Below are 18,794 nucleotides of genomic sequence, written 5' to 3'. Positions count from 1 at the left end.
GCAATCATGGCGAATGAACCGTGAGCCGGTCAAGCGCCTGATGATCGTCCTGCAAGGCCTTGTCGACGCTTTCGTGCATCCAGTCGACCCAGGTGCTGATCTTGGCGTCAAGGTATTGGCGCGACGGGTACAGCGCATACACGCCCATATCCTGCATGCGGTAGTGCGGCAGCACGCGCACGATGGTGCCGGCGCGCAAGGCGTCCACCGCCGAATACAGCGGCAGCACGCCGATGCCCATGCCTTCCTTCAGGGCCAGCAGCATGGCTTCGGCGACGTTGACGTGGAAGTTGGACTTGATGGCCACCACTTCCCTGCCATCCGGGCCTTCCATTGCCCACTCGTCCAGCGGCGACACCGGGCTGACCAGTTGCAGGCAATTGTGATTGAGCAATTCCGGCGGCTTTTGCGGCGCTCCGTGCTTTTCCAGGTACAGCGGCGATGCGCACAGAATGCTGTAGATGCTGCTGAGCTGGCGGAAGATCAAGCCCGAATCCGGCAGCTCGCGCGCCAGCACCAGCGAGACGTCGAAGCCTTCCTCCAGCAGGTCCGGCACGCGCTGCGCCAGCGTCAGCTCGATGGCGACATCCGGATAGCGTTTCTGGTAGCTCGACACCGCAGGAATGACATAGCGCTGTCCGAAGCTGGTCATGGTGTGGATGCGCAGGCGCCCGGACGGTCTGACGTAGGCGTCGCTGGCCTCGGCTTCAGCCTCCTGCACGTAGGACACGATCTGTTCGCAACGCAGCAGGTAGCGTTCACCCGCTTCGGTCAGGGCGATGCGCCGCGTAGTGCGGTTCAGCAATCGGGTGCGCAGATGGCGCTCCAGGTCCGCCACCGCGCGCGACACGTGGGCGGTGGTCAATTCCATTTGTTGCGCAGCCAGCGTAAAACTGCCAGCATCGACAACACGCATGAAAATGCGCATGTTCTGCAAAGTATCCATATATTCCGTCTTTCCTGTCTTCAATCCGGCCGTTTTGCATGCGTACAGCAACAAAAACGGCTCCGGGAAGCTGCATTGTTACCCAAAACGACAAAAATATTATTGCAGTAATTGAAAAGACCCTTTGTGTTTCCTGCGGTTTTTCTCTTTATCTTTACCAAATACAATCAGTATCGCTAGATATTTGCATTTTTTGGGATAGTCCGATGAAGACCTCTGCTGACAAACACCGCATTGTTGCGCCGCTCATGATGATTGCGGCCGGCCTGGCCTGTGCTGTGCTCGCCGGTTGCGCCGACAATGGCGGCATCAAGCCGCAGGCGGTCGTCCAGCAGCCCAACACCCTCGACGTCGGCAACGCCATCCGCCAGGTCGGCGCCGAAGCGGGCTGGCCCAGGCGCGCCTGGTGGGAAAACTACGCCGATCCGCAACTGAACCGCCTGGTGGTGGCCGCCGTCGCCGGCAATCCCAACATGGCGATTGCCGCCGCGCGCGTGCGCCAGGCACAGGCCATGGCCGTGGTCGCGCATGCTGGCGAATTGCCGCAGGCGCAGCTGGACGCCGCCGTCGGCCGCAAGGATTGGTCCGACAACGTCTATTACGGCGCCAGCTTCCGCGACAAGCTGACCTGGAACAACACTGCGGTGCTGAGCCTGTCCTACAACCTCGATCTGTGGGACCGCAACCGCAACACCACTGAACGCGCCCAGGATGAAATCCATGCCGTCGCCGCCGATGCCCGCGCCGCCCAGCTCGAACTGGAAAGCAACGTGGTGCGCACTTACGTCCAGCTGTCGCTGCAATACGGCCTGCTCGACAGCACCCAGGACACGCTGAAACAGGAACAACAGATCCTCGACCTCGCCAACCGTCGCTTCCGTGGCGGCATCGGCACCCAGATGGAAATCAGCCAGGCCGAAGTCCCGCTGCCGGAAACCCGCCGCCAGATCGAAGTCTTCAATGAAAACATCGCCCTCACGCGCAACCAGCTGGCAGCCCTGCTCGGCCAAGGTCCCGGCGCCGGCGACAGCATCACGCGTCCGGTCATGAACCTGCAGGCCGTACTCGGACTTCCCAGCGCCCTGCCGGCCGAGCTGATCGGCCGCCGTCCCGACATCAGCGCCGCGCGCTGGCGCGTGGAGGCTTCGGCCAAGGGCATCGCCGTGGCCAAGGCGGCGTTCTATCCCAACGTCAACCTGCTCGCCAGCATCGGCCCGACTGCGGCCGGCGGCGGCTTGCTGAGTTTCCTGAGCGCGCCCAACATCACCACCACTTACGGCCCGGCGATTTCACTGCCGATCTTTGAAGGCGGCCGCCTGCGTGGCCAGCTCGGCGCCACTACCGCCGGTTACGACATGGATGTCGAACACTACAACCTGCTCCTGAGCCAGGCGCTCAAGAGCATCGCCGACCAGATCGTCACGCTGCAGGCGATCCAGCGCCAGCAGGTGCAGGCCGAGCTCTCGGTGGCGGCGGCGCAAAAGAACATCGACATCGCCACGCGCGCCTATCAGCGCGGCCTGACCAACTACGTCAACGTGCTGACCGCACAAACTCAATGGCAGCACCAGCAGCAAGTGGTGCAGCAATTGCTGGCACAAAAGCTGACCGCGTACGCCAGCCTCACCGTCGCGCTCGGCGGCGGACTGGAAGTATCGATGCCTGAGGCCGACGCCAATTCGGCTGCAGCGCCGCTGCAAGTGGGAGCCGCGCAGTGAGCACCCCAGCCACGCCTACTACCACCACGGTAAGCCCGCCGGCGCCGCAGTCGTTCGGCCGGCAATTGCATGAGGCTGCCACCGACTGGTGGCAGAGCGACTTCCCAAACTGGATCTACGTGTTCAAGATGGTCTTCGCCGGCTTGCTGGCGCTGGGCATCGGCTACGCGCTCGACCTCGAGTCGCCGCGCTCGGGCCTGATCACCGTATTCATCGTGATGCAGCCGCAAAGCGGCATGATCCTCGCCAAGAGTTTCTATCGCGTGATCGGCACGCTGGTCGGCTCGGTGGCGGTGGTGGTGTTCGTCGGCCTGTTCGCGCAGACGCCGGAACTGTTCCTGCTCGCCACCGCCTGCTGGATCGGCCTGTGCACGGTCGGCTCGGCGCATAACCGCAACTTCCGCTCCTACGGCTTCGTGCTGTCGGGCTACACGGTGGCGCTGATCGGCATTCCGGCCGCACTCAATCCGGCGCTGACGTTCGACTCGGTGATGACGCGCGTGACCGAAATCACGGTCGGCATCGTCTGCGCCGGCGTGGTCAGCGCGCTGGTGTTTCCGCAAGCCAGTGCGCCCGGCCTGGTGCGCATCATCCGCGGCCGCTTCACCGCCTTCGTCGACCTGATCGGCAGCACGCTCGGCGGCAGCGCCGACCGCAAGGCGCTGGAAGCCACCAACGCCCGCTTCGTCGGCGACATCATCGGCCTCGAAGCGCTGCGCAGCTCGGCCATCTTCGAAGATCCCGAAATCCGCCTGCGCAGCGGCCGTCTGACGCGCATGAACAGCGAGTTCATGGCGTTGTCGACACGGGTGCACGCGCTGCACCAGCTGATGAACCGCCTGCACGACAGCCGCAATCCATCGGCGCAACTGGTCATCGATGCGATCTCGCCTTACTTCCGCGAAGTCCAGCCCCTGCTGACCCGCAGCGGCGGCGAGCCGGTCATGACGGCCATCGACGCCGCCGATGCCGCGCTCAAGCTGGAAAGCTACAAGCAAGAATTGCCGCGTCGCGTGCGCGCCACCCGCGACGTCCATGCGGAGAAACTCGATGACGACGCGATGCTCGATTTCGACACCGCCTCCGAACTGCTGTATCGCGTGATCGAAGAGCTGCACGCCTACACCCTCACCTACGCCTCGCTGGTGCAACGCCGCCATGAGCGCGAACAATGGGAACACGCCTACGCACCAAAAACCAGTCTGGTCATCGCCGGCATCGCCGGCGCCCGCGCCGCCATCACGCTGATCGGCCTGTCGATGTTCTGGATCCTGAGCGGCTGGCCCAGCGGCGACGTCGCCGCGCTCAACGCCGCCGCCTTCTGCGCCATCACCTCGGCTGCGCCGGACCCCGCCAAGGCCACCCGCACCGTCACCATGGGCGTGGCGCTGGCGGTGGTGCTGGGCTACTTCTACACCTTCCACATCGTGCCGCAACTGGACGGTTTCTGGATGCTGGCCGCAGCACTGACGCCGGTGCTGATGCTGGCGGTGCTGCTGACCACCAAACCGACGCTGGCCGGTTACGGCCTCGGCATCTGCATCTTCTTCCCGTTCGTGGCGGTGCCGGACAACCTGGCGCACTTCAACGCCGCCGGCTACCTCAACGAATCGATCGCGCTGATGCTCTCGCTGATCGTGACCACCGTCGCCTTCATGGTGCTGTTGCCGCCCACCACCAACTGGACCGTGCGCCATCTCGAAAAACAATTGCGCAAACAGGTCGTGCAGGCCTGCTTCGGCAAGCTGGCGCACCTCGCGCTGCAGTTCGAAAGCGGCACGCGCGACCTGATGCACCAGATCACCATGCTGACCGGGAGCCGTCCTGCATTGCGCAAGGACGCTTTCGGCTGGATGTTCGCCACGCTGGAAATCGGCCACGCCATCATCGAACTGCGCACCGAACTGTACGGCATCCGCAGCGGCAATCCCGGCCTGCTGTCGCCGGCCGCTTACGCCGCGCTGGACCGCCTGCGCGAAACCCTCCCTGCGCTGTTCAACCAGCCGACCCCGGCGACGCTGGCGGCCGTGCTCGACGCCAACAACCGCACCATCGCCGAAGTCCAGCAAGCCATCGGTCCGCACTACCGGGAACGCAGTGAACGCCATCGCTTGCAGCGCACGCTGAGCTACCTGCACTTCATCCGCACCGCGCTGCTCGATCCGCAATCACCGCTGCAACCGATGCATCAGGGCAGCGCCGCCACACCTTCAGGAGCCAACCATGCCGCGTGAAATTTCCTTCTTCGACGCCTACATGCCGACGCTGCTGCTGGCCGTCATCGTCGCCGGCGTCATCGCGCTGATCGCCGACCGCATCCTGGTGCGCATCGGCCTGTACAACCTGGTGTGGCATCCCGCGTTGTTCCGCGTGAGTCTGTTCACGTGCATCGCAGCGCTGCTCGGGCTCGCCATCTACCGTTAAGCAAGAACAGATAAAGAAATCATCGGGAGTTATCCATCATGTCGGTCAAATCGATTTTTCGTTTCCTCATCACGGCGCTGATTTTCCTGGCCGCAATCTTCCTGGCGTGGAGCCTGTGGCAACACTACATGGTGTCGCCGTGGACGCGCGACGGCCGCGTGCGCGCCGACGTCGTCAACATCGCGCCGGACGTCGCCGGCCAGGTGGTCGACCTGCCCGTGCGCGACAACCAGCTGGTGCACAAGGGCGACCTGCTGATGCAGATCGATCCTTCACGCTACCAGCTGGCGCTGCAACAAGCCGAAGCCGCCCTGGCCGCACGCAAGGCCGACCTCGACATGCGCCGCGCCCAGGCGCGTCGTCGCGCTGACTTGGATAGCCTGGTGGTCTCGCGGGAAAATCGTGAAGACGCCGGCAGCCAGGTCGCCGGCGCCGAAGCGCAATACCAGGTCGCCGTCGCCCAGCGCGACAGCGCCCGCCTGAATCTGGACCGCACCAAGGTGGTCGCGCCGGTCGACGGCTACATCACCAACCTGAGCGTGCGCCGCGGCGACTACGCCAGCGCAGGCGTGGCCAAGATCGCCATCATCGACAGCCATTCGTTCTGGGTGTATGGATATTTCGAAGAGACCAAGCTGCCCTACGTCGCCGTCGGCGACAAGGCAAAAATCCAACTGATCAACGGCGCCACCTTGCGCGGCCACGTCGACAGCATCTCGCGCGGCATCTACGACCGCGACAATCCGCAAAGCCGCGAATTGCTGGCCGACGTCAACCCTACCTTCAATTGGGTGCGCCTGGCGCAACGCATTCCGGTGCGCATCCAGATCGATGAAGTACCCAAGGATGTGTTGCTGGCGGCGGGCCTGACCTGCACCGTGACGCTGGAGCCCGGCAACCGTAAAGACGTCAAATGAACAACTGAACCACCAGCCAGATATTGGCCGCGCTGATCCCGAGGAACAGCATCCACACCAGCGCGGCAAGCCACACCGGGTTGACGAAATCGCCCATCAGGTCGCGCCGGCTGGTCAGCCGGATCAGCGGGAACATGGCAAACGGCAGTTGCAGGCTCAGCACCACCTGGCTGAGCACCAGCAAACGCCCGACCGAATGTTCACCCAGTGTCATCACACCGATCAGCGCCGGTATCAGCGCCAGACCGCGCGTGATCAGGCGACGCTGCCAGCACGGGATTTTCAGTTTCAGGAAACCTTCCATGATCACCTGACCGGCAATGGTGCCGGTGAAGGTCGAACTCTGTCCCGCCGCAAACAAGCCCACGCCGAACAGGATCGCCGCCAGCGAGGAGCCCGTGATCGGATCAAGCAGGTGATAGGCAACGTCCAGGTCGACCACGTCGGTGCGGCCGCTGCGATGGAAGGCTGACGCCGCCAGGATCAGGATGGCGGCGTTGATCGCCATCGCAATCAGCAGCGATATGGTGGTGTCCACGCGCGTATAGCGGATCGCTTCGAGCAGGCCGGCGCGGTCGCGGTTCACCGCGCGCGTCTGCACGATGGAGGAATGCAGGTACAGGTTGTGCGGCATCACCGTCGCGCCCAGCACGCCGATGGCCAGATACAGCGGTTCACGGCTAGCCAGCGCCGCCAGTGACGGTACAAAGCCCTGCACCACCGCGTGCCAGTCGGCTTTCACGAACGCCAGCTGCGCAAACAGGCATGCCGCAATCGTCACCACCAGCCCGAGGATGATCGCCTCAACCTGGCGAAATCCGCGCCCCTGCAAGCCCAGCACGATCACCGTATCGAGCGCCGTCAGCAGCACGCCGACCGGCAGCGACACGCCCAGCAAGAGTTTGAACGCCAGCGCGCAGCCGAGCACTTCGGCCAGGTCGCAGGCGATGATCGACAACTCCGCAAACACCCACATGCCCTTGCCGACCGCCGGCGGATAGTTTTCGCGCGAATGCACCGCGAGGTCCTTGCCGGTGACGATGCCCAGTCGCGCGCACAGGCATTGCAGCACGATCGCCGCCAGGCTCGACAGCATCACCACGAACAGCAGCTGATAGCCGAATTGCGAACCGGCCTGCACCGAGGTCGCCCAGTTGCCCGGGTCCATGTAGCCGATGGAAATCAGCAGGCCGGGACCGACGTAGACCTTGAGCTTTTGCCAGATGGTGGCGTGCGGCGGCACCGACACGCTGCCGGACACTTCGGAGGGACAAAAAGGCGCGGTAGCGGTGGTCGGGAGACGAAACATGTTGTTATTGTGGAAGAAGAGGAAGGATCAGTCTGTGCCGGACTGCCATTTGGACAGCGCCTGGTCGTCGCTTTCGCGCGCATCGACCCAGCGCGCGCCTTCGGGCGTCTGTTCCTTCTTCCAGAACGGCGCCTGCGTCTTGAGGTAGTCCATGATGAACTCACAGGCGGCGAATGCGACGCCGCGATGCTTGGCCGTCACCGCCACCAGCACGATCTGTTCGAGCGGCTGCAGCGGCCCGACGCGGTGGATCACCAGCGCATCGAAAATCTCCCAGCGCGCCTTGGCGTCGACGACGATCTGTTCGAGCGCCTTCTCGGTCATGCCGGGATAGTGTTCGAGTTCCATCTCCTGCACGCTGGCGCCGTCGTTGAGGTCGCGCACCGTGCCGACGAAACTGACCACCGCGCCGACCTTGGGATTGTTCATACGCAGCGCGGCGATCTCGGCGCTGAGGTCAAAGTCGGCAGTCTGGACGCGGATCGGCATGGAGGAGGCAGGCAAGAAGCAGGTAAATGGAATCGCGTCCATTGTACCTAAAGTAAGCGCTTCCCCTGCCGCAGAAACGACAAGTCCCGGACTGGCCGGGACTTGTTCAGCACAAGAGAACCATGCTCAGGTCAGCACGCTCCACAGCAGCAGCGTCATGACCAGTCCGACCACCGACACAATGGTCTGGATCACCGACCACGTTGCAAAGGTTTGCTTGAGATCGAGCCCGAAGTATTCCTTCACCATCCAGAAGCCGGCGTCGTTGACGTGGCAGAAGAACACCGAACCCGCTCCGATCGACAGCGCCATCAGGGCATTGTGCGTGCCCGACAGGCTCGCCACCAGCGGCGCGACGATGCCGGCAGTGGCGGTCGTGGCCACGGTCGCCGAGCCGGTTGCCTGGCGCAGCGCCACGGCGATCAGCCAGGCGAGCAGGATCAGCGGCACATGGGTGCCGGTCGCCACCTTGGTAATCGTGTCGCTGATGCCGGCGGTCAGCAAGGCTTGCTTGAGGCCGCCGCCCGCACCGATGGTCAGCAACAGCCCGGCAATCGGCGGCAAGGCCTTGCGCAGGATGGCGCCGACTTTGTTGCGGTCCGTGCCCTGCGCCCAACCCAACACGATCACGGCAAACAGCACCGTCACCGTCAGCGCAATGATCGGCTCGCCGAAGAAATTGAGCATCTCGAACAAGGTGGTTTCAGGCGTGACCCAGATCTTGGCAACGGTGCGACCCAGCATCAGCACGACCGGCAGCAAGATGGTCACCAGCGACGGCAGGAAGCCAGGTTGCAATTCAGCCGCTTGCTGGCCCTTGAACAAGGCGCCGATTTGCTCCGGCTCACCGATGGGCATGCGCGGTGCAAGCCACATGCCGTACAGCGGACCGGCCAGGATCACCGCCGGAATCGCCACCACAAACCCCAGCAGCATGGTGGTGCCGAGATCGGCGTGCAAGGCGCTCACCGCAATCAGCGGGCCGGGATGCGGCGGCAGCAAGGCATGCAAGGTGGTCATGCCGGCCAGCGCCGGAATCGCAACGCGCAGGATCGGTTGCTGCGAACGACGCGCCATCACGAAGATGATCGGCGCCATCATCACCAGCCCGACTTCGAAGAACAACGGCAGGCCGACAACCAGCGCCACCAGCGCCATCATCCAGGGAATCGCCGCGCCCCTGGCATAACGCAAAAGCGTCGTGACGATCTTGTCCGCCGCGCCCGAATCAGCCATCAGTGCGCCCAGCATGGCGCCCAGCGCAATGATGATGCCGGCCTCGCCGAGGATGCTGCCGGCGCCCTTGCTGAACGAGGACGCGATCTTTTCCAGCGGCAAGCCGGCGCCGGTGCCGGCGATGAAGGTGCCCAGCAGGATCGACAGAAAGGGAGCGATTTTGAGTACGCTGATCAGCAGGACGATCGCGATCAGCGCAACGAGAACGGACAGCAGCAGGCGCGTGTCCTGGACCGCCCAGGCGGCAATTTCAGTGGTCAGGTGCAAGGTATCTCCCTTCAGTATATGAGCGTCTCCTCACCTGTTTCTCCTGCTGAAGTATTTGCTTCATTTGCGGTGCGCTACGTTGGCGCCCGCTGCTTTTCAACCGCGCTTGACCGTCGCCAGCAAGGCCCCGGCGCCGATGAAGGTCGCGCCGGAAATACGATTGAACATCTTCGCCCGGCCCGGCGTACGCAACCACGGCGCCACGCGTGCGGCGAAGTGGGCATAGAACGTCAGCCAGAACAGTTCGAAACAGACGAAGGTCGCGCCCAGCACCAGAAACTGCGGCAACTGCGCGGCGTGCGGATTGATGAACTGCGGGAAGAACGCGGTGAAGAACAACAGCGCCTTGGGATTGCTGCCGCCGACCAGGAATCCTTGCCAGAACAAACCGGCGCGCGACTTCCGTGTTGGTTCAGCGTCGCCATCGCGACCTGCCTCTATCGTGCTCTGGGTCGAGAAAAAAGTGCGCACGCCAATATACGTGAGATAGGCGACGCCGCACCATTTCAAAATGAGAAACACTTTCTCCGAAACTGCAAGAATGGCGCCAAGTCCGGCCGCCGACACTACCATGATCAGGCACACTGCCGTGACGCTGCCGAGCGCGCCGGCGAAGGCGCGACGCACGCCGTGATGGATGCCATTGGTGATGCACATCAGCACGCTGGGACCGGGCGTGACGGTCAGTACGAACACGGCGGCGACATAGAGGAAGAACGTTTGCAGAGTCATGGGAGATCGTCTGGTCGGGATAGATTACGAAGGTTTGCGCCACACCGTGGCCAGCCAGGCCTGTTCGGAACGCAGCAAGCCGTCAGGACGGTAATAGTGCCGGATTTCGACAAAGCCTGCTGCCGTCATGAAGCTGCGCCAGGCCTCGAGGTCGTGATACGAGCCATAGCGTCCGCCGCTCCAGCCTTCGCTGTTGCTGCCGCGCGGATTGGAGCAGAACAGCACGCCCTCCGGCTTCAACGCAGCGTGCAGCTGGCCGAGCACGCGCGGCAATTCGGCGGCCGGCACATGAAACAGCGACGCATTGGCGAATACGCCGTCGAACAAGGCCGCGGGCAAGTCCAGTTCAAAGAAGTTCTGATGCCAGACTTCGCAGCCGGAATCGGCGCGCGCCATCTCGACAAAACTCGCCGTGCCGTCGAGGCCGATGGCGCGATGGCCGAGCTTGCTGAAGGTTTGCAGGTCGCGCCCGGGACCGCAGCCGAAATCGAGTATCGTCAGCGGTGCTGCCGCCGATGACGATGGCGCGATGGCGTCGAGCAAGGCGTTGATGTTCTGGCTGACGTCATGGTCGCGCGTGCCTTCGCGGAAGTCGTCGGCGCGTCCTTCGTAGTGCGCCAGCGTGCCGCCGGCAATGCGATCGAGGTCTTCTTTCGGCAGCGGCATGTGTGTACTCACCCGCCGGTCACCGGCGGGAAGAACGCGACTTCGCCGCCCTCTTCGATCAGCGTGCCCGGTTCGACCATGTTGTGGTCGTAGGCCATGCGCAGCGCCTTCTCCGGCGACAGCACTTCCATCCAGAGACCGCCGCGTCCCATCAGGAACGCGCGCACGTCACCGACGGTCTTGACGTGGTCGGGCAAGTCGATGATTTCTTGCGTGACGCCGAGCGCCTCACGCACGCTGGCAAAAAAACGGAGTTCTATTTTCATGTGCTTCTGGTCCTGAGAGATCGTTACGAAAATCGTTGCAAATATGCGCTCACGGCGCGATATGGATCTTTGGCCGGATGTGCTTCAGCTGCGCTACGATGGTGAATGTCATTACCACCAGCAGGGCCCATGCGCTCCATTTACCGATATGTACCGTGGACCATGCGCCGATCTGGTTGGGATAACGCCAGATGCCGAAGAATGTACTGATGTTTTCCGCCAGCCAGATGAACAAACCGATCAGCAGAAAAGCCAGCAGCAAAGGCATCTTGCGGTCGCGGTCATAGGGACGGAACACGACTGTCGTGCGCGCATACAGACCCAGCGCGCAGGCGCCGAGATACCAGCGGTAGTCGCCGATGTAATGATGCGTGAAAAAATTCAGGTAGATCAGTATCGCGATCAGCGTCGCCATCCAGTACGGTGGATGATGCAGGATGCGCAAATGAAACAGACGCCAGGCCTGGATGATATAGCTGCCCACGGCTGCGTACATGAAGCCCGAAAACAGCGGTACGCCGAACAGCTTCGAATAGGCAAAATCAGGATAGCTCCACGACTGGATATGGCCGGAAGTCTTGAACACCTCCAACGCAAACCCGACCACGTGAAAGACACTGATGGCCTTGAGTTCATCCATTGTCTCGATGCCCGTCCTGACCATCCAGAACTGCACGCCCAACGCGAACAGCAGCAAGGCGTCGTAACGCGCAATGCCGAACAGCCCCTGGCGCGGCATCAGGAAGATTGCAGCGAAAAACAAACCGGCGAACAGACAGGAGCGCGCTTCCTTGATGCCGAAATACCAGAATTCAACGACAAACCGACGCAGGCCCGTCAGCGCCGGCTGGTCTGTTGGCGCCATCAGATGACGATCGAGATTGGCGAGCATGGGCGCGGCTCAGTGCAGCAAATGATCGAAAGGAATGAAGCGCACCAGATCGCCTTCGGCAATGGTCTTGCCCGCAGGATTGTCGATCAGGCCGTCGCCCCAGACGGTGGACGTCAGCACACCCGATCCCTGCTTCGGGAACAGGTCGAGGCCGCCCGCGTCGTTGAAGCGCGCGCGCAGGAATTCCTGGCGACGGTCGGCCTTGGGCCAGTTGAAATCGGCGCGCAGCGTCAAGGTGCGCGGCGCGACGTTGTCGATGCCCTGCAGGCGCAGCAGGAACGGCCGTACGAAAATCAGGAAGGTGACGAAGGTCGACACCGGATTGCCCGGCAAGCCGAGGAAAAATGCTTTGCCATCGTCACTGCGATTGACCTCTCCGAAGGCCAGCGGCTTGCCCGGCTTCATGGCGATCTGCCACATGTTGAGGCGACCTTCCGCCTCGACTGCCGGCTTGACGTGGTCTTCTTCGCCCACCGAGACGCCGCCGCTGGTGATGATCAGATCATGGCTGGCCGCCGCCGCGCGCAAGGTGTCGCGCGTGGCTTGCAACTGATCGGGCACGATGCCGAAGTCTTTCACCTCGCAGCCGAGGTTTTCCAGCAGGCCGCGCAGCAGGAAGCGATTGGAATTGTAAATCGCGCCCGGCTTGAGCGCTTCGCCCGGCATGGTTAGTTCGTCGCCGGTGAAGAACACCGCCACGCGCAACTTGCGCAGCACCGGCAGGCTGGCCAGACCGACCGATGCGGCCAGTCCCAGCTCTTGCGGACGCAGGCGCACGCCGGCCGGCAGGATGGTGTCGGCGACCTTGATGTCTTCGCCGGTTTCGCGGATCCACTCGCCCGCTTGCGGCACATGGCGCACGATCACATGGTCGCCGTCGGCATCTTTACTGAACTCGCAGGCTTCCTGCATGACGATGGCGTCGGCGCCTTGCGGCACCATTGCGCCGGTGAAGATGCGCGCCGCCGTACCCGGTTCCAGCGCGGCGCCGACATGGCCGGCCGGGATGCGTTGCGACACGCGCAGGCGCGTCTCGCCGCCCGCGCATTCCGCCGCACGCACGGCGTAGCCGTCCATCTGCGAATTGTCCATGCCCGGCACGTTGATCTGCGACACCTGCGGCGCCGCCAGTACGCGGCCGTTGGCTTCCAGCGTGGGAATGGTTTCGGTCTGGTTCAGCGGCACGGCCGACTTGAGCAGGAATTTCAATGCTTCGGCGACGCTCAGCAGTGGTGGTTTGACTAGCATGGGAAGGAAAATGATGATGCTGGAAAGGCATCCATTCTAGAGCAAACCGGCGTCTTGCCCCTGCTTGCCATGCGGAACGCTTTCAGCGCAGCAAACCCTGCATCGCCGCCGCGAAGCGCGGGTCGCCGAGCAGGCCGACGTTATAGCGCGACCAGCGCGACGGCGCCTCGGTGTCGATATGGAAGATGCTACCCGGCGCGGTGACGATGTTCTGCCGCATCAGCGCCTGCGCCAAAGCCTTGGAATCCGGATAGCCCGGCATCGCCGCCCACAGGTACATCGACTGCGCCGGCGTGCAGAACAGTTCCGCCCCCATGTTCTCCAACAGACGCCGCGAGCTCTCGGTGGCCTGCGTCAGGCGATCGCGCAGACGCGCTGCATGGCGGCTGTAGTGACCTTCGCTGAGGATGACGTCGAGCGTGCGCTCGCAGTATTCGGAACTGCTCACGTGCACCAGCATCTTGATGTCGGCGAGGTCGCTGGCCAGATCGCGATGGCAGGCCAGGAAGCCCACGCGCAAGGCCGCCGACACCGATTTCGAAAAACTGCCGACGTAGATCGTGCGGCGCAGCTGATCCAGCGTGGAAATGCGCGGCGCGGCGTTGGGCTTGAAATCGGCGAAGGTGTCGTTCTCGACCACGATGGCGTTGTAGCGATCGGCCAGTTGCAGGATCTTGTGGGCCTTGTGCGGCGAGGTGTCGGAGCCGGTCGGATTGTGCGCCAGCGTCTGCGTGAAGAACAGGCAAGGCTTGCCGATCTTGAGTTCGCGTTCTAGCGCCTCCAGGTCCGGCCCGTCGGCCAGGCGCGGAATGCCGACGATGCGCGCGCCGCCCAGCTTGAGCTTGCCGAACAACATGTAATAGCCGGGCTCGTCGACCAGCACGCGGTCGCCCGGTTTGACGAAATTGCGGATCACGATATCGAGCGCCTGGTTGGCGCCGTGCGTCAGCACGATCTGGCTGGCCGAAGCGTCGATGCCGTGGTTGGCGAGCCGGTGCACCAGGTGCTGGCGCAGCGGCTGGTAACCGAAACGGCTGCCGTAGCCGAACAAGGCGCCCATGCCGGTGCGCACCACCTTCTGATGGAATTTGTCGAGCCGCACTTCGTTGAGCCAGTCCACCGGGGGGAAGCCATCGCCCAGGCGCAGGTGCTCGGGATCGCTCTTCAACTGTTCGCGCATGAGCCAGACCACATCCATCGCGCGGCTCAGCGACGAGGCTTCGTCGTCGTCCTTGATCGCCGGCGCCGCCGCGCAGACGAAGAAACCGGATCCGCGACGCGGCTCCAGCACGCCCAGCGCAGTCAGGTAATCGAAGGCGTTGACGATGGTGTTCTTGGCGCAATCGTGGGTCCTGGCCATGTCGCGGATCGACGGCAGGCGCGTGCCCGGTGCATAGACGCCTTCACTGATCTGGCGACGTATCAGCTGGACCAGTCGTTGCGTCAGCGTGGAAGGAAGGGAAGCAGAAGGTGAAACGCTGGGCATGGCGGCTCCGGACGGATGTTGCATCGCAGGACAAGTGTCTTGGGTACAGTTGCTGCACTGTTTGTCAAAAGTGTACCAAATAAATTGGGTACAGCCTGCTATTCTTGCCTGCATTCCATCCGGCGCCTGCCGGCGCATAAGAGTAAGACAACACTGAGACAAAAAGGCAGAGGTTCACATGACCGTCGACTCCCGACTCCCGCAATTCCGTTCGCTCAACCCGCAACAACGCCTGGAGCAGATCGCCCAGCGCGCCAATCTGACCGCCGAAGAAGTCGCCCTGCTCGCCAATCCGGCCGCGTTGCCGCTGGAAGTGGCCAACGGCATGATCGAAAACGTCATCGGCACCTTCCAGATACCGATGGGCGTGGCCGGCTACTTCCAGTTGAACGGCAAGGACGTGCTGGTGCCGATGGCAGTGGAAGAACCGTCGGTGGTCGCGGCCGCCTCCTTCATGGCCAAGCTGATCCGCGACTGCGGCGGCTTCCACACCTCGAGCAGCGCGCCGCTCATGCGCGCCCAGGTGCAGGTGATCGGCGTGAGCGATCCTTACGGAGCGCGCCTGGCCATCCTCAAGGACCGCCAGGCCATCATCGACATAGCAAACAGCCGTGACCAGTTGCTCATCAGCCTGGGCGGCGGCTGCAAGGACGTCGAAGTCCACGTCTTCCCCGACACGCCGCGCGGCGCGATGGTGATCGTGCACCTGATCGTCGACGTGCGCGACGCGATGGGCGCCAACACCGTCAACACCATGGCCGAAGCCGTGGCCGGCCACATCGAACAGATCACCGGCGGCAAGGTGCGCCTGCGCATCCTGTCCAACCTGGCGGACCTGCGCCTGGCGCGTGCCCACGTGCGCGTCTCGCCTGAAGCGCTGACGACGGCCGACTATGACGGCGCCGACGTCATCAACCGCATCGTTGACGCCTATACCTTCGCCGCCGTCGACCCCTATCGTGCCGCCACGCACAACAAGGGCATCATGAACGGCATCGATCCGGTCATCGTCGCCACCGGCAACGACTGGCGCGCGGTGGAAGCAGGCGCACATGCCTACGCCTGCCGCAACGGCCACTACACTTCGCTCTCCACCTGGGAAATCGGCAACGACGGCCATCTGGTCGGTACCCTGGAAATCCCGATGCCGGTCGGCTTGGTCGGCGGCGCCACCAAGACGCACCCGCTGGCGCGCCTGGCGCTCAAGATGATGGACGTCAAGTCGGCGCAGGAACTGGCCGAGATCGCCGTCGCCGTCGGCCTCGCACAAAACATGGCCGCCCTGCGCGCGCTCGCCACCGAAGGCATCCAGCGCGGCCACATGGCGCTGCATGCACGCAATATCGGCCTGGCGGCCGGCGCGACTGCGGACGAAATGGACTGGGTGGTGCAGCAAATGGTCGCCGCCAAGGACGTGCGCGTCGATTTTGCGGTTAAGCTGCTCAACCAGCGGCGTGAAAAATAAGAAGTACCCGCAGCACAAAAAAGATCGCTTCATCAGAAAGCATCGATAACCAGGAGACAACATGCAAGCACAATTCAAACTGAACACCCTCGCCCGCCTGATCGCGGCTTCCGCACTGATCTGTGCCGGCGCCGCGCAGGCGCAAGTGTCGGACGACGCCGTCCGCATCGGCTTCATCACCGACATGTCCGGCCCCTACGCCGACACCGATGGCGCCGGCGGCCTCGAAGCGATCCGCATGGCGGTGGCCGACTTTGGCGGCAAGGTGCTGGGCAAGCCGATCGAAGTCATGTCCGCCGACCACCTGAACAAGGCTGACATCGCCGCCACCAAGGCGCGCGAATGGGCCGACCAGCGCGGCCTCGACATGCTGATCGGCGGCGTCAACTCCGCCACTGCACTGGCGACCAACAAGGTGATGGCGGAAAAGAAGCGCGTCTACATCAACATCGGCGCCGGCTCGGCGCGCCTGACCAATGAAGAGTGCACGCCCTACACCGTGCACTATGAATACGACACCGTCGCCCTGGCCAAGGGCACCGGCAAGGCGGTCCTCAAGCAAGGCGGCAAATCATGGTTCTTCCTGGAGGCCGACTACGCCTTCGGCCATGCACTGGCCAGCGACACCGGCGCCGTGGTCAAGGCCAACGGCGGCACCGTGGTGGGTTCGGTGAAGCATCCGCTGTTCGCCTCCGACATGTCGTCCTTCCTGCTGCAGGCGCAAGGTTCCAAGGCGCAGATCCTGGGCCTGGCCAACGCCGGCGACGACACCGTCAATGCGATCAAGGCGGCCAAGGAATTCGGCGTCACCAAGACCATGAAGCTGGTGGGCCTGCTGATGGTGATCAACGACATCCACGCACTCGGCCTGAACAACGCCGAGGGCCTGATGATGACCGACAGCTGGTACTGGGACAAGGACGAAGCCTCGCGCAAGTTCGCCAATCGCTTCTTCCTGAAGATGAAGAAGATGCCGAGCACGCACCAGGCTGCGGCCTACTCCGCCACCACGACTTACCTGAAGGCGGTCGCAGCGATCAAGACCGACGATTCGACCAAGGTCATGGCCGAGCTCAAGAAGACCAGGATCGACGACTTCTACAACAAGGGCTACATCCGCGCCGACGGCCGCAACATCCACGACATGTATCTGTACCAGGTCAAGTCGCCGGCCGAATCGAAGAAGCCATGGGATTACCTGAAGCTGGTGGAAACGATCCCGGGCGAACAGGCTTTCACGACCGTCGCGGAATCGAAGTGCAGCTTGCTGAAGCAGTAACTCAGGGCAGTAGGACCATAAAAAAACCGGCATCTTGCCGGTTTTTTTTCGTGCCAGTTTTGATCGTCACTTGTCAGTTTGCCCCGCGCCGATAAAACGCCATGGTGCCCGCCAGCGCCAGCAGGATGGCGCCGCAGGAACGATCCAGCCACAGCACCGCGCGCCGGCGCAGCAGGCTGACGGCGCGCGCGCCGATGATCGCATAACCCAGCATCACGGAAAAATCGAGCGCCGCGAACACCACGCTGATGGCGGCGTATTGCGGCCATTGCGGTTCGGCCGCGTTGATGAATTGCGGCAGCAGCGCCGAGCAGAACAGATAGCCTTTGGGATTGGTCACCGCGACCAGGAAGGACTTGGCGAAGATGCGCATCGGCGCCGCTTCGCCGTCATCAGCCTGGGCGCGCGACAGATCCAGCCCACCCTTGGAGCGCAGCAGCCGGATACCCAGCCACGCCAGGTAAATCGCGCCTATCCACTTGACCACCGAGAACCAGAACTCCGACGCCGCCAGCACCGCGCCCAAACCCAGCGCCACCGATCCGACCAGCACGAAGTCCGACGACACCGCGCCCAGCATGCCGGGCAGCGAGCGGCGCACACCGTAACGCGCGCCATTGGCAAGCGCCAGCAAGACGGTCGGGCCGGGTGTGGCGATGGTCACGAGCGCCACGACGGCGAACAGGGCCAGCGTGGTGATGTTGAGTGCGTGCGGTAGCAGGTTGATTTCCATGGCGCGATGAAGGCTTTCTGATTAGGGAAACTCTCGACAAATCGAGTCGACATTGTCGCTCATCTTGCCGATCTTCGAAAGACGAGCAAAGGCGAACACAGATCAGTCGAAAATTGCCGCGCCGCCGGCAGCGTCGAAACCGAATGCGCGCCGGATATCTTCTTCGACTACGCGTTCAGGACATAAGGCAGGCAAACCATCGGGCGGGAAAAATCGGGCGCTGTCAGTTTCTGCTCCGCCCCCCGGCGGCGTCGCATCGATGGGTTCACACAAAAAGTACAACTTGTAGAAATCCCTGGCATCGTGCTTGAACGGTCCTTTTGCCTTGTGCCGCAATGCGTAGAGTGCAGTCGCGCGCACGACGATACCGGCCTCCTCCCGAACCTCCTTCACGACGTTCTCGGCAGCGGACAGGCCAACATCCGCATACCCCCCGGGCAGCGTCCATAAACCGTTGCTTTTTTCGCGCACCAGCAGGATCCTGCCGCCACTGATGACGGCACCGCGAACGTCAATCTTGGGAGTTGCATACCCTCGGGCATCCGCTGATATTGCCTCGATCTTTTCGATGGGCGTGGACATCAGCTGCGCCATCATGCGACGCGAGATGGCGCCGATCTCTTCTAGCCGTTCACGCTCAAAATCATCCTTGCAGTAGGCCAGACCGGTCTCCGCAATTGCCTGCAATCGCTTGGCGTACGCCAGCCACTGGTTTTCCATA

Annotated in this window: 18 protein-coding genes; 6 read left to right on the top strand and 12 right to left on the bottom strand. The window is 63.0% G+C overall.

Annotated features, from left to right (window positions below; genetic code table 11):
- Positions 1–4: 4 nt before the first annotated feature.
- Entirely contained in the window at positions 5–946 is a 942-nt protein-coding gene (locus tag ACIROW_RS00215) for a LysR family transcriptional regulator (protein ID WP_402270627.1), read from the bottom strand.
- Between the two features lie 206 nt (positions 947–1,152).
- On the opposite strand from ACIROW_RS00215, the gene ACIROW_RS00210 reads away from it, so the two are divergent.
- From ACIROW_RS00210 to ACIROW_RS00195, 4 genes are read left to right on the top strand one after another with little or no spacing between them, the layout of a single operon-like run.
- A complete protein-coding gene (locus tag ACIROW_RS00210; RefSeq protein WP_402270625.1) occupies positions 1,153–2,664 on the top strand; it encodes an efflux transporter outer membrane subunit in 1,512 nt (503 codons plus the stop codon).
- Positions 2,661–4,898: an FUSC family protein gene (locus ACIROW_RS00205; RefSeq protein WP_402270623.1), complete on the top strand. Its 2,238-nt coding sequence runs from the start codon at positions 2,661–2,663 to the stop codon at positions 4,896–4,898. The genes ACIROW_RS00210 and ACIROW_RS00205 overlap by 4 nt, the downstream gene beginning before the upstream one ends.
- Entirely contained in the window at positions 4,888–5,088 is a 201-nt protein-coding gene (locus ACIROW_RS00200) for a DUF1656 domain-containing protein (protein WP_402270621.1), read from the top strand. Before ACIROW_RS00205 ends, ACIROW_RS00200 begins: the two co-directional genes overlap by 11 nt.
- Before the next feature lie 38 nt (positions 5,089–5,126).
- The gene (locus ACIROW_RS00195; protein ID WP_402270618.1) at positions 5,127–6,005 is read left to right on the top strand and encodes an efflux RND transporter periplasmic adaptor subunit; all 879 of its coding nucleotides are present in this window, start codon (positions 5,127–5,129) and stop codon (positions 6,003–6,005) included.
- On the opposite strand, the gene ACIROW_RS00190 is transcribed toward ACIROW_RS00195, so the two are convergent.
- From ACIROW_RS00190 to ACIROW_RS00150, 9 genes are all read right to left on the bottom strand, one after another.
- On the bottom strand, positions 5,998–7,314 hold the full coding sequence (locus ACIROW_RS00190) for an Nramp family divalent metal transporter (protein WP_402270616.1): 1,317 nt from the start codon (positions 7,312–7,314) through the stop codon (positions 5,998–6,000). The two genes, ACIROW_RS00195 and ACIROW_RS00190, sit on opposite strands and share 8 nt — an antisense overlap.
- 27 nt (positions 7,315–7,341) lie before the next feature.
- Positions 7,342–7,803, bottom strand: coding sequence for a molybdopterin synthase catalytic subunit MoaE (gene moaE / locus ACIROW_RS00185; RefSeq protein WP_402270614.1), 462 nt, complete (start codon positions 7,801–7,803; stop codon positions 7,342–7,344).
- A 126-nt stretch (positions 7,804–7,929) separates the two neighbouring features.
- Positions 7,930–9,306, bottom strand: coding sequence for a gluconate:H+ symporter (locus ACIROW_RS00180; protein WP_402270612.1), 1,377 nt, complete (start codon positions 9,304–9,306; stop codon positions 7,930–7,932).
- Positions 9,307–9,402: 96 nt separating this feature from the next.
- Entirely contained in the window at positions 9,403–10,038 is a 636-nt protein-coding gene (locus ACIROW_RS00175; RefSeq protein ID WP_402270610.1) for a LysE family translocator, read from the bottom strand.
- 24 nt (positions 10,039–10,062) lie between these two features.
- The gene (locus ACIROW_RS00170) at positions 10,063–10,704 is read right to left on the bottom strand and encodes a class I SAM-dependent methyltransferase (RefSeq protein ID WP_402270608.1); all 642 of its coding nucleotides are present in this window, start codon (positions 10,702–10,704) and stop codon (positions 10,063–10,065) included.
- An 8-nt stretch (positions 10,705–10,712) separates the two neighbouring features.
- Positions 10,713–10,970: a molybdopterin converting factor subunit 1 gene (moaD, locus tag ACIROW_RS00165; protein WP_016835075.1), complete on the bottom strand. Its 258-nt coding sequence runs from the start codon at positions 10,968–10,970 to the stop codon at positions 10,713–10,715.
- Positions 10,971–11,019: 49 nt separating this feature from the next.
- Positions 11,020–11,862 (bottom strand): DUF817 domain-containing protein, encoded by an 843-nt coding sequence (locus ACIROW_RS00160; RefSeq protein ID WP_402270604.1) that lies wholly within the window; start codon positions 11,860–11,862, stop codon positions 11,020–11,022.
- A gap of 9 nt (positions 11,863–11,871) precedes the next feature.
- Positions 11,872–13,110, bottom strand: a complete 1,239-nt coding sequence (gene glp, locus ACIROW_RS00155) for a gephyrin-like molybdotransferase Glp (RefSeq protein ID WP_402270602.1) — start codon at positions 13,108–13,110, stop codon at positions 11,872–11,874.
- Positions 13,111–13,192: 82 nt separating this feature from the next.
- Entirely contained in the window at positions 13,193–14,596 is a 1,404-nt protein-coding gene (locus ACIROW_RS00150) for a PLP-dependent aminotransferase family protein (RefSeq protein ID WP_402270599.1), read from the bottom strand.
- A 178-nt stretch (positions 14,597–14,774) separates the two neighbouring features.
- Here ACIROW_RS00150 and ACIROW_RS00145 point away from each other — a divergent pair, with 178 nt between their 5' ends.
- Both ACIROW_RS00145 and ACIROW_RS00140 read left to right on the top strand, forming a co-directional pair.
- Complete coding sequence (locus ACIROW_RS00145; RefSeq protein ID WP_402270598.1) at positions 14,775–16,061, top strand: hydroxymethylglutaryl-CoA reductase, degradative; 1,287 nt, start codon at positions 14,775–14,777, stop codon at positions 16,059–16,061.
- Positions 16,062–16,122: 61 nt separating this feature from the next.
- Positions 16,123–17,340: an ABC transporter substrate-binding protein gene (locus tag ACIROW_RS00140; RefSeq protein WP_402270596.1), complete on the top strand. Its 1,218-nt coding sequence runs from the start codon at positions 16,123–16,125 to the stop codon at positions 17,338–17,340.
- Positions 17,341–17,413: 73 nt separating this feature from the next.
- On the opposite strand, the gene ACIROW_RS00135 is transcribed toward ACIROW_RS00140, so the two are convergent.
- Positions 17,414–18,073 (bottom strand): LysE family translocator, encoded by a 660-nt coding sequence (locus ACIROW_RS00135; protein WP_116433102.1) that lies wholly within the window; start codon positions 18,071–18,073, stop codon positions 17,414–17,416.
- 102 nt (positions 18,074–18,175) lie between these two features.
- Positions 18,176–18,793 (bottom strand): NUDIX hydrolase, encoded by a 618-nt coding sequence (locus ACIROW_RS00130; protein WP_402270593.1) that lies wholly within the window; start codon positions 18,791–18,793, stop codon positions 18,176–18,178.
- Between the last annotated feature and the right edge of the window lies 1 nt (position 18,794).

This window comes from Herbaspirillum sp. NPDC101397 (assembly GCF_044767325.1).
Lineage (GTDB): Bacteria > Pseudomonadota > Gammaproteobacteria > Burkholderiales > Burkholderiaceae_D > Herbaspirillum.
Note: the sequence above shows the minus strand (reverse complement) of the source record. Positions and strands in the feature narration are given on the sequence as shown.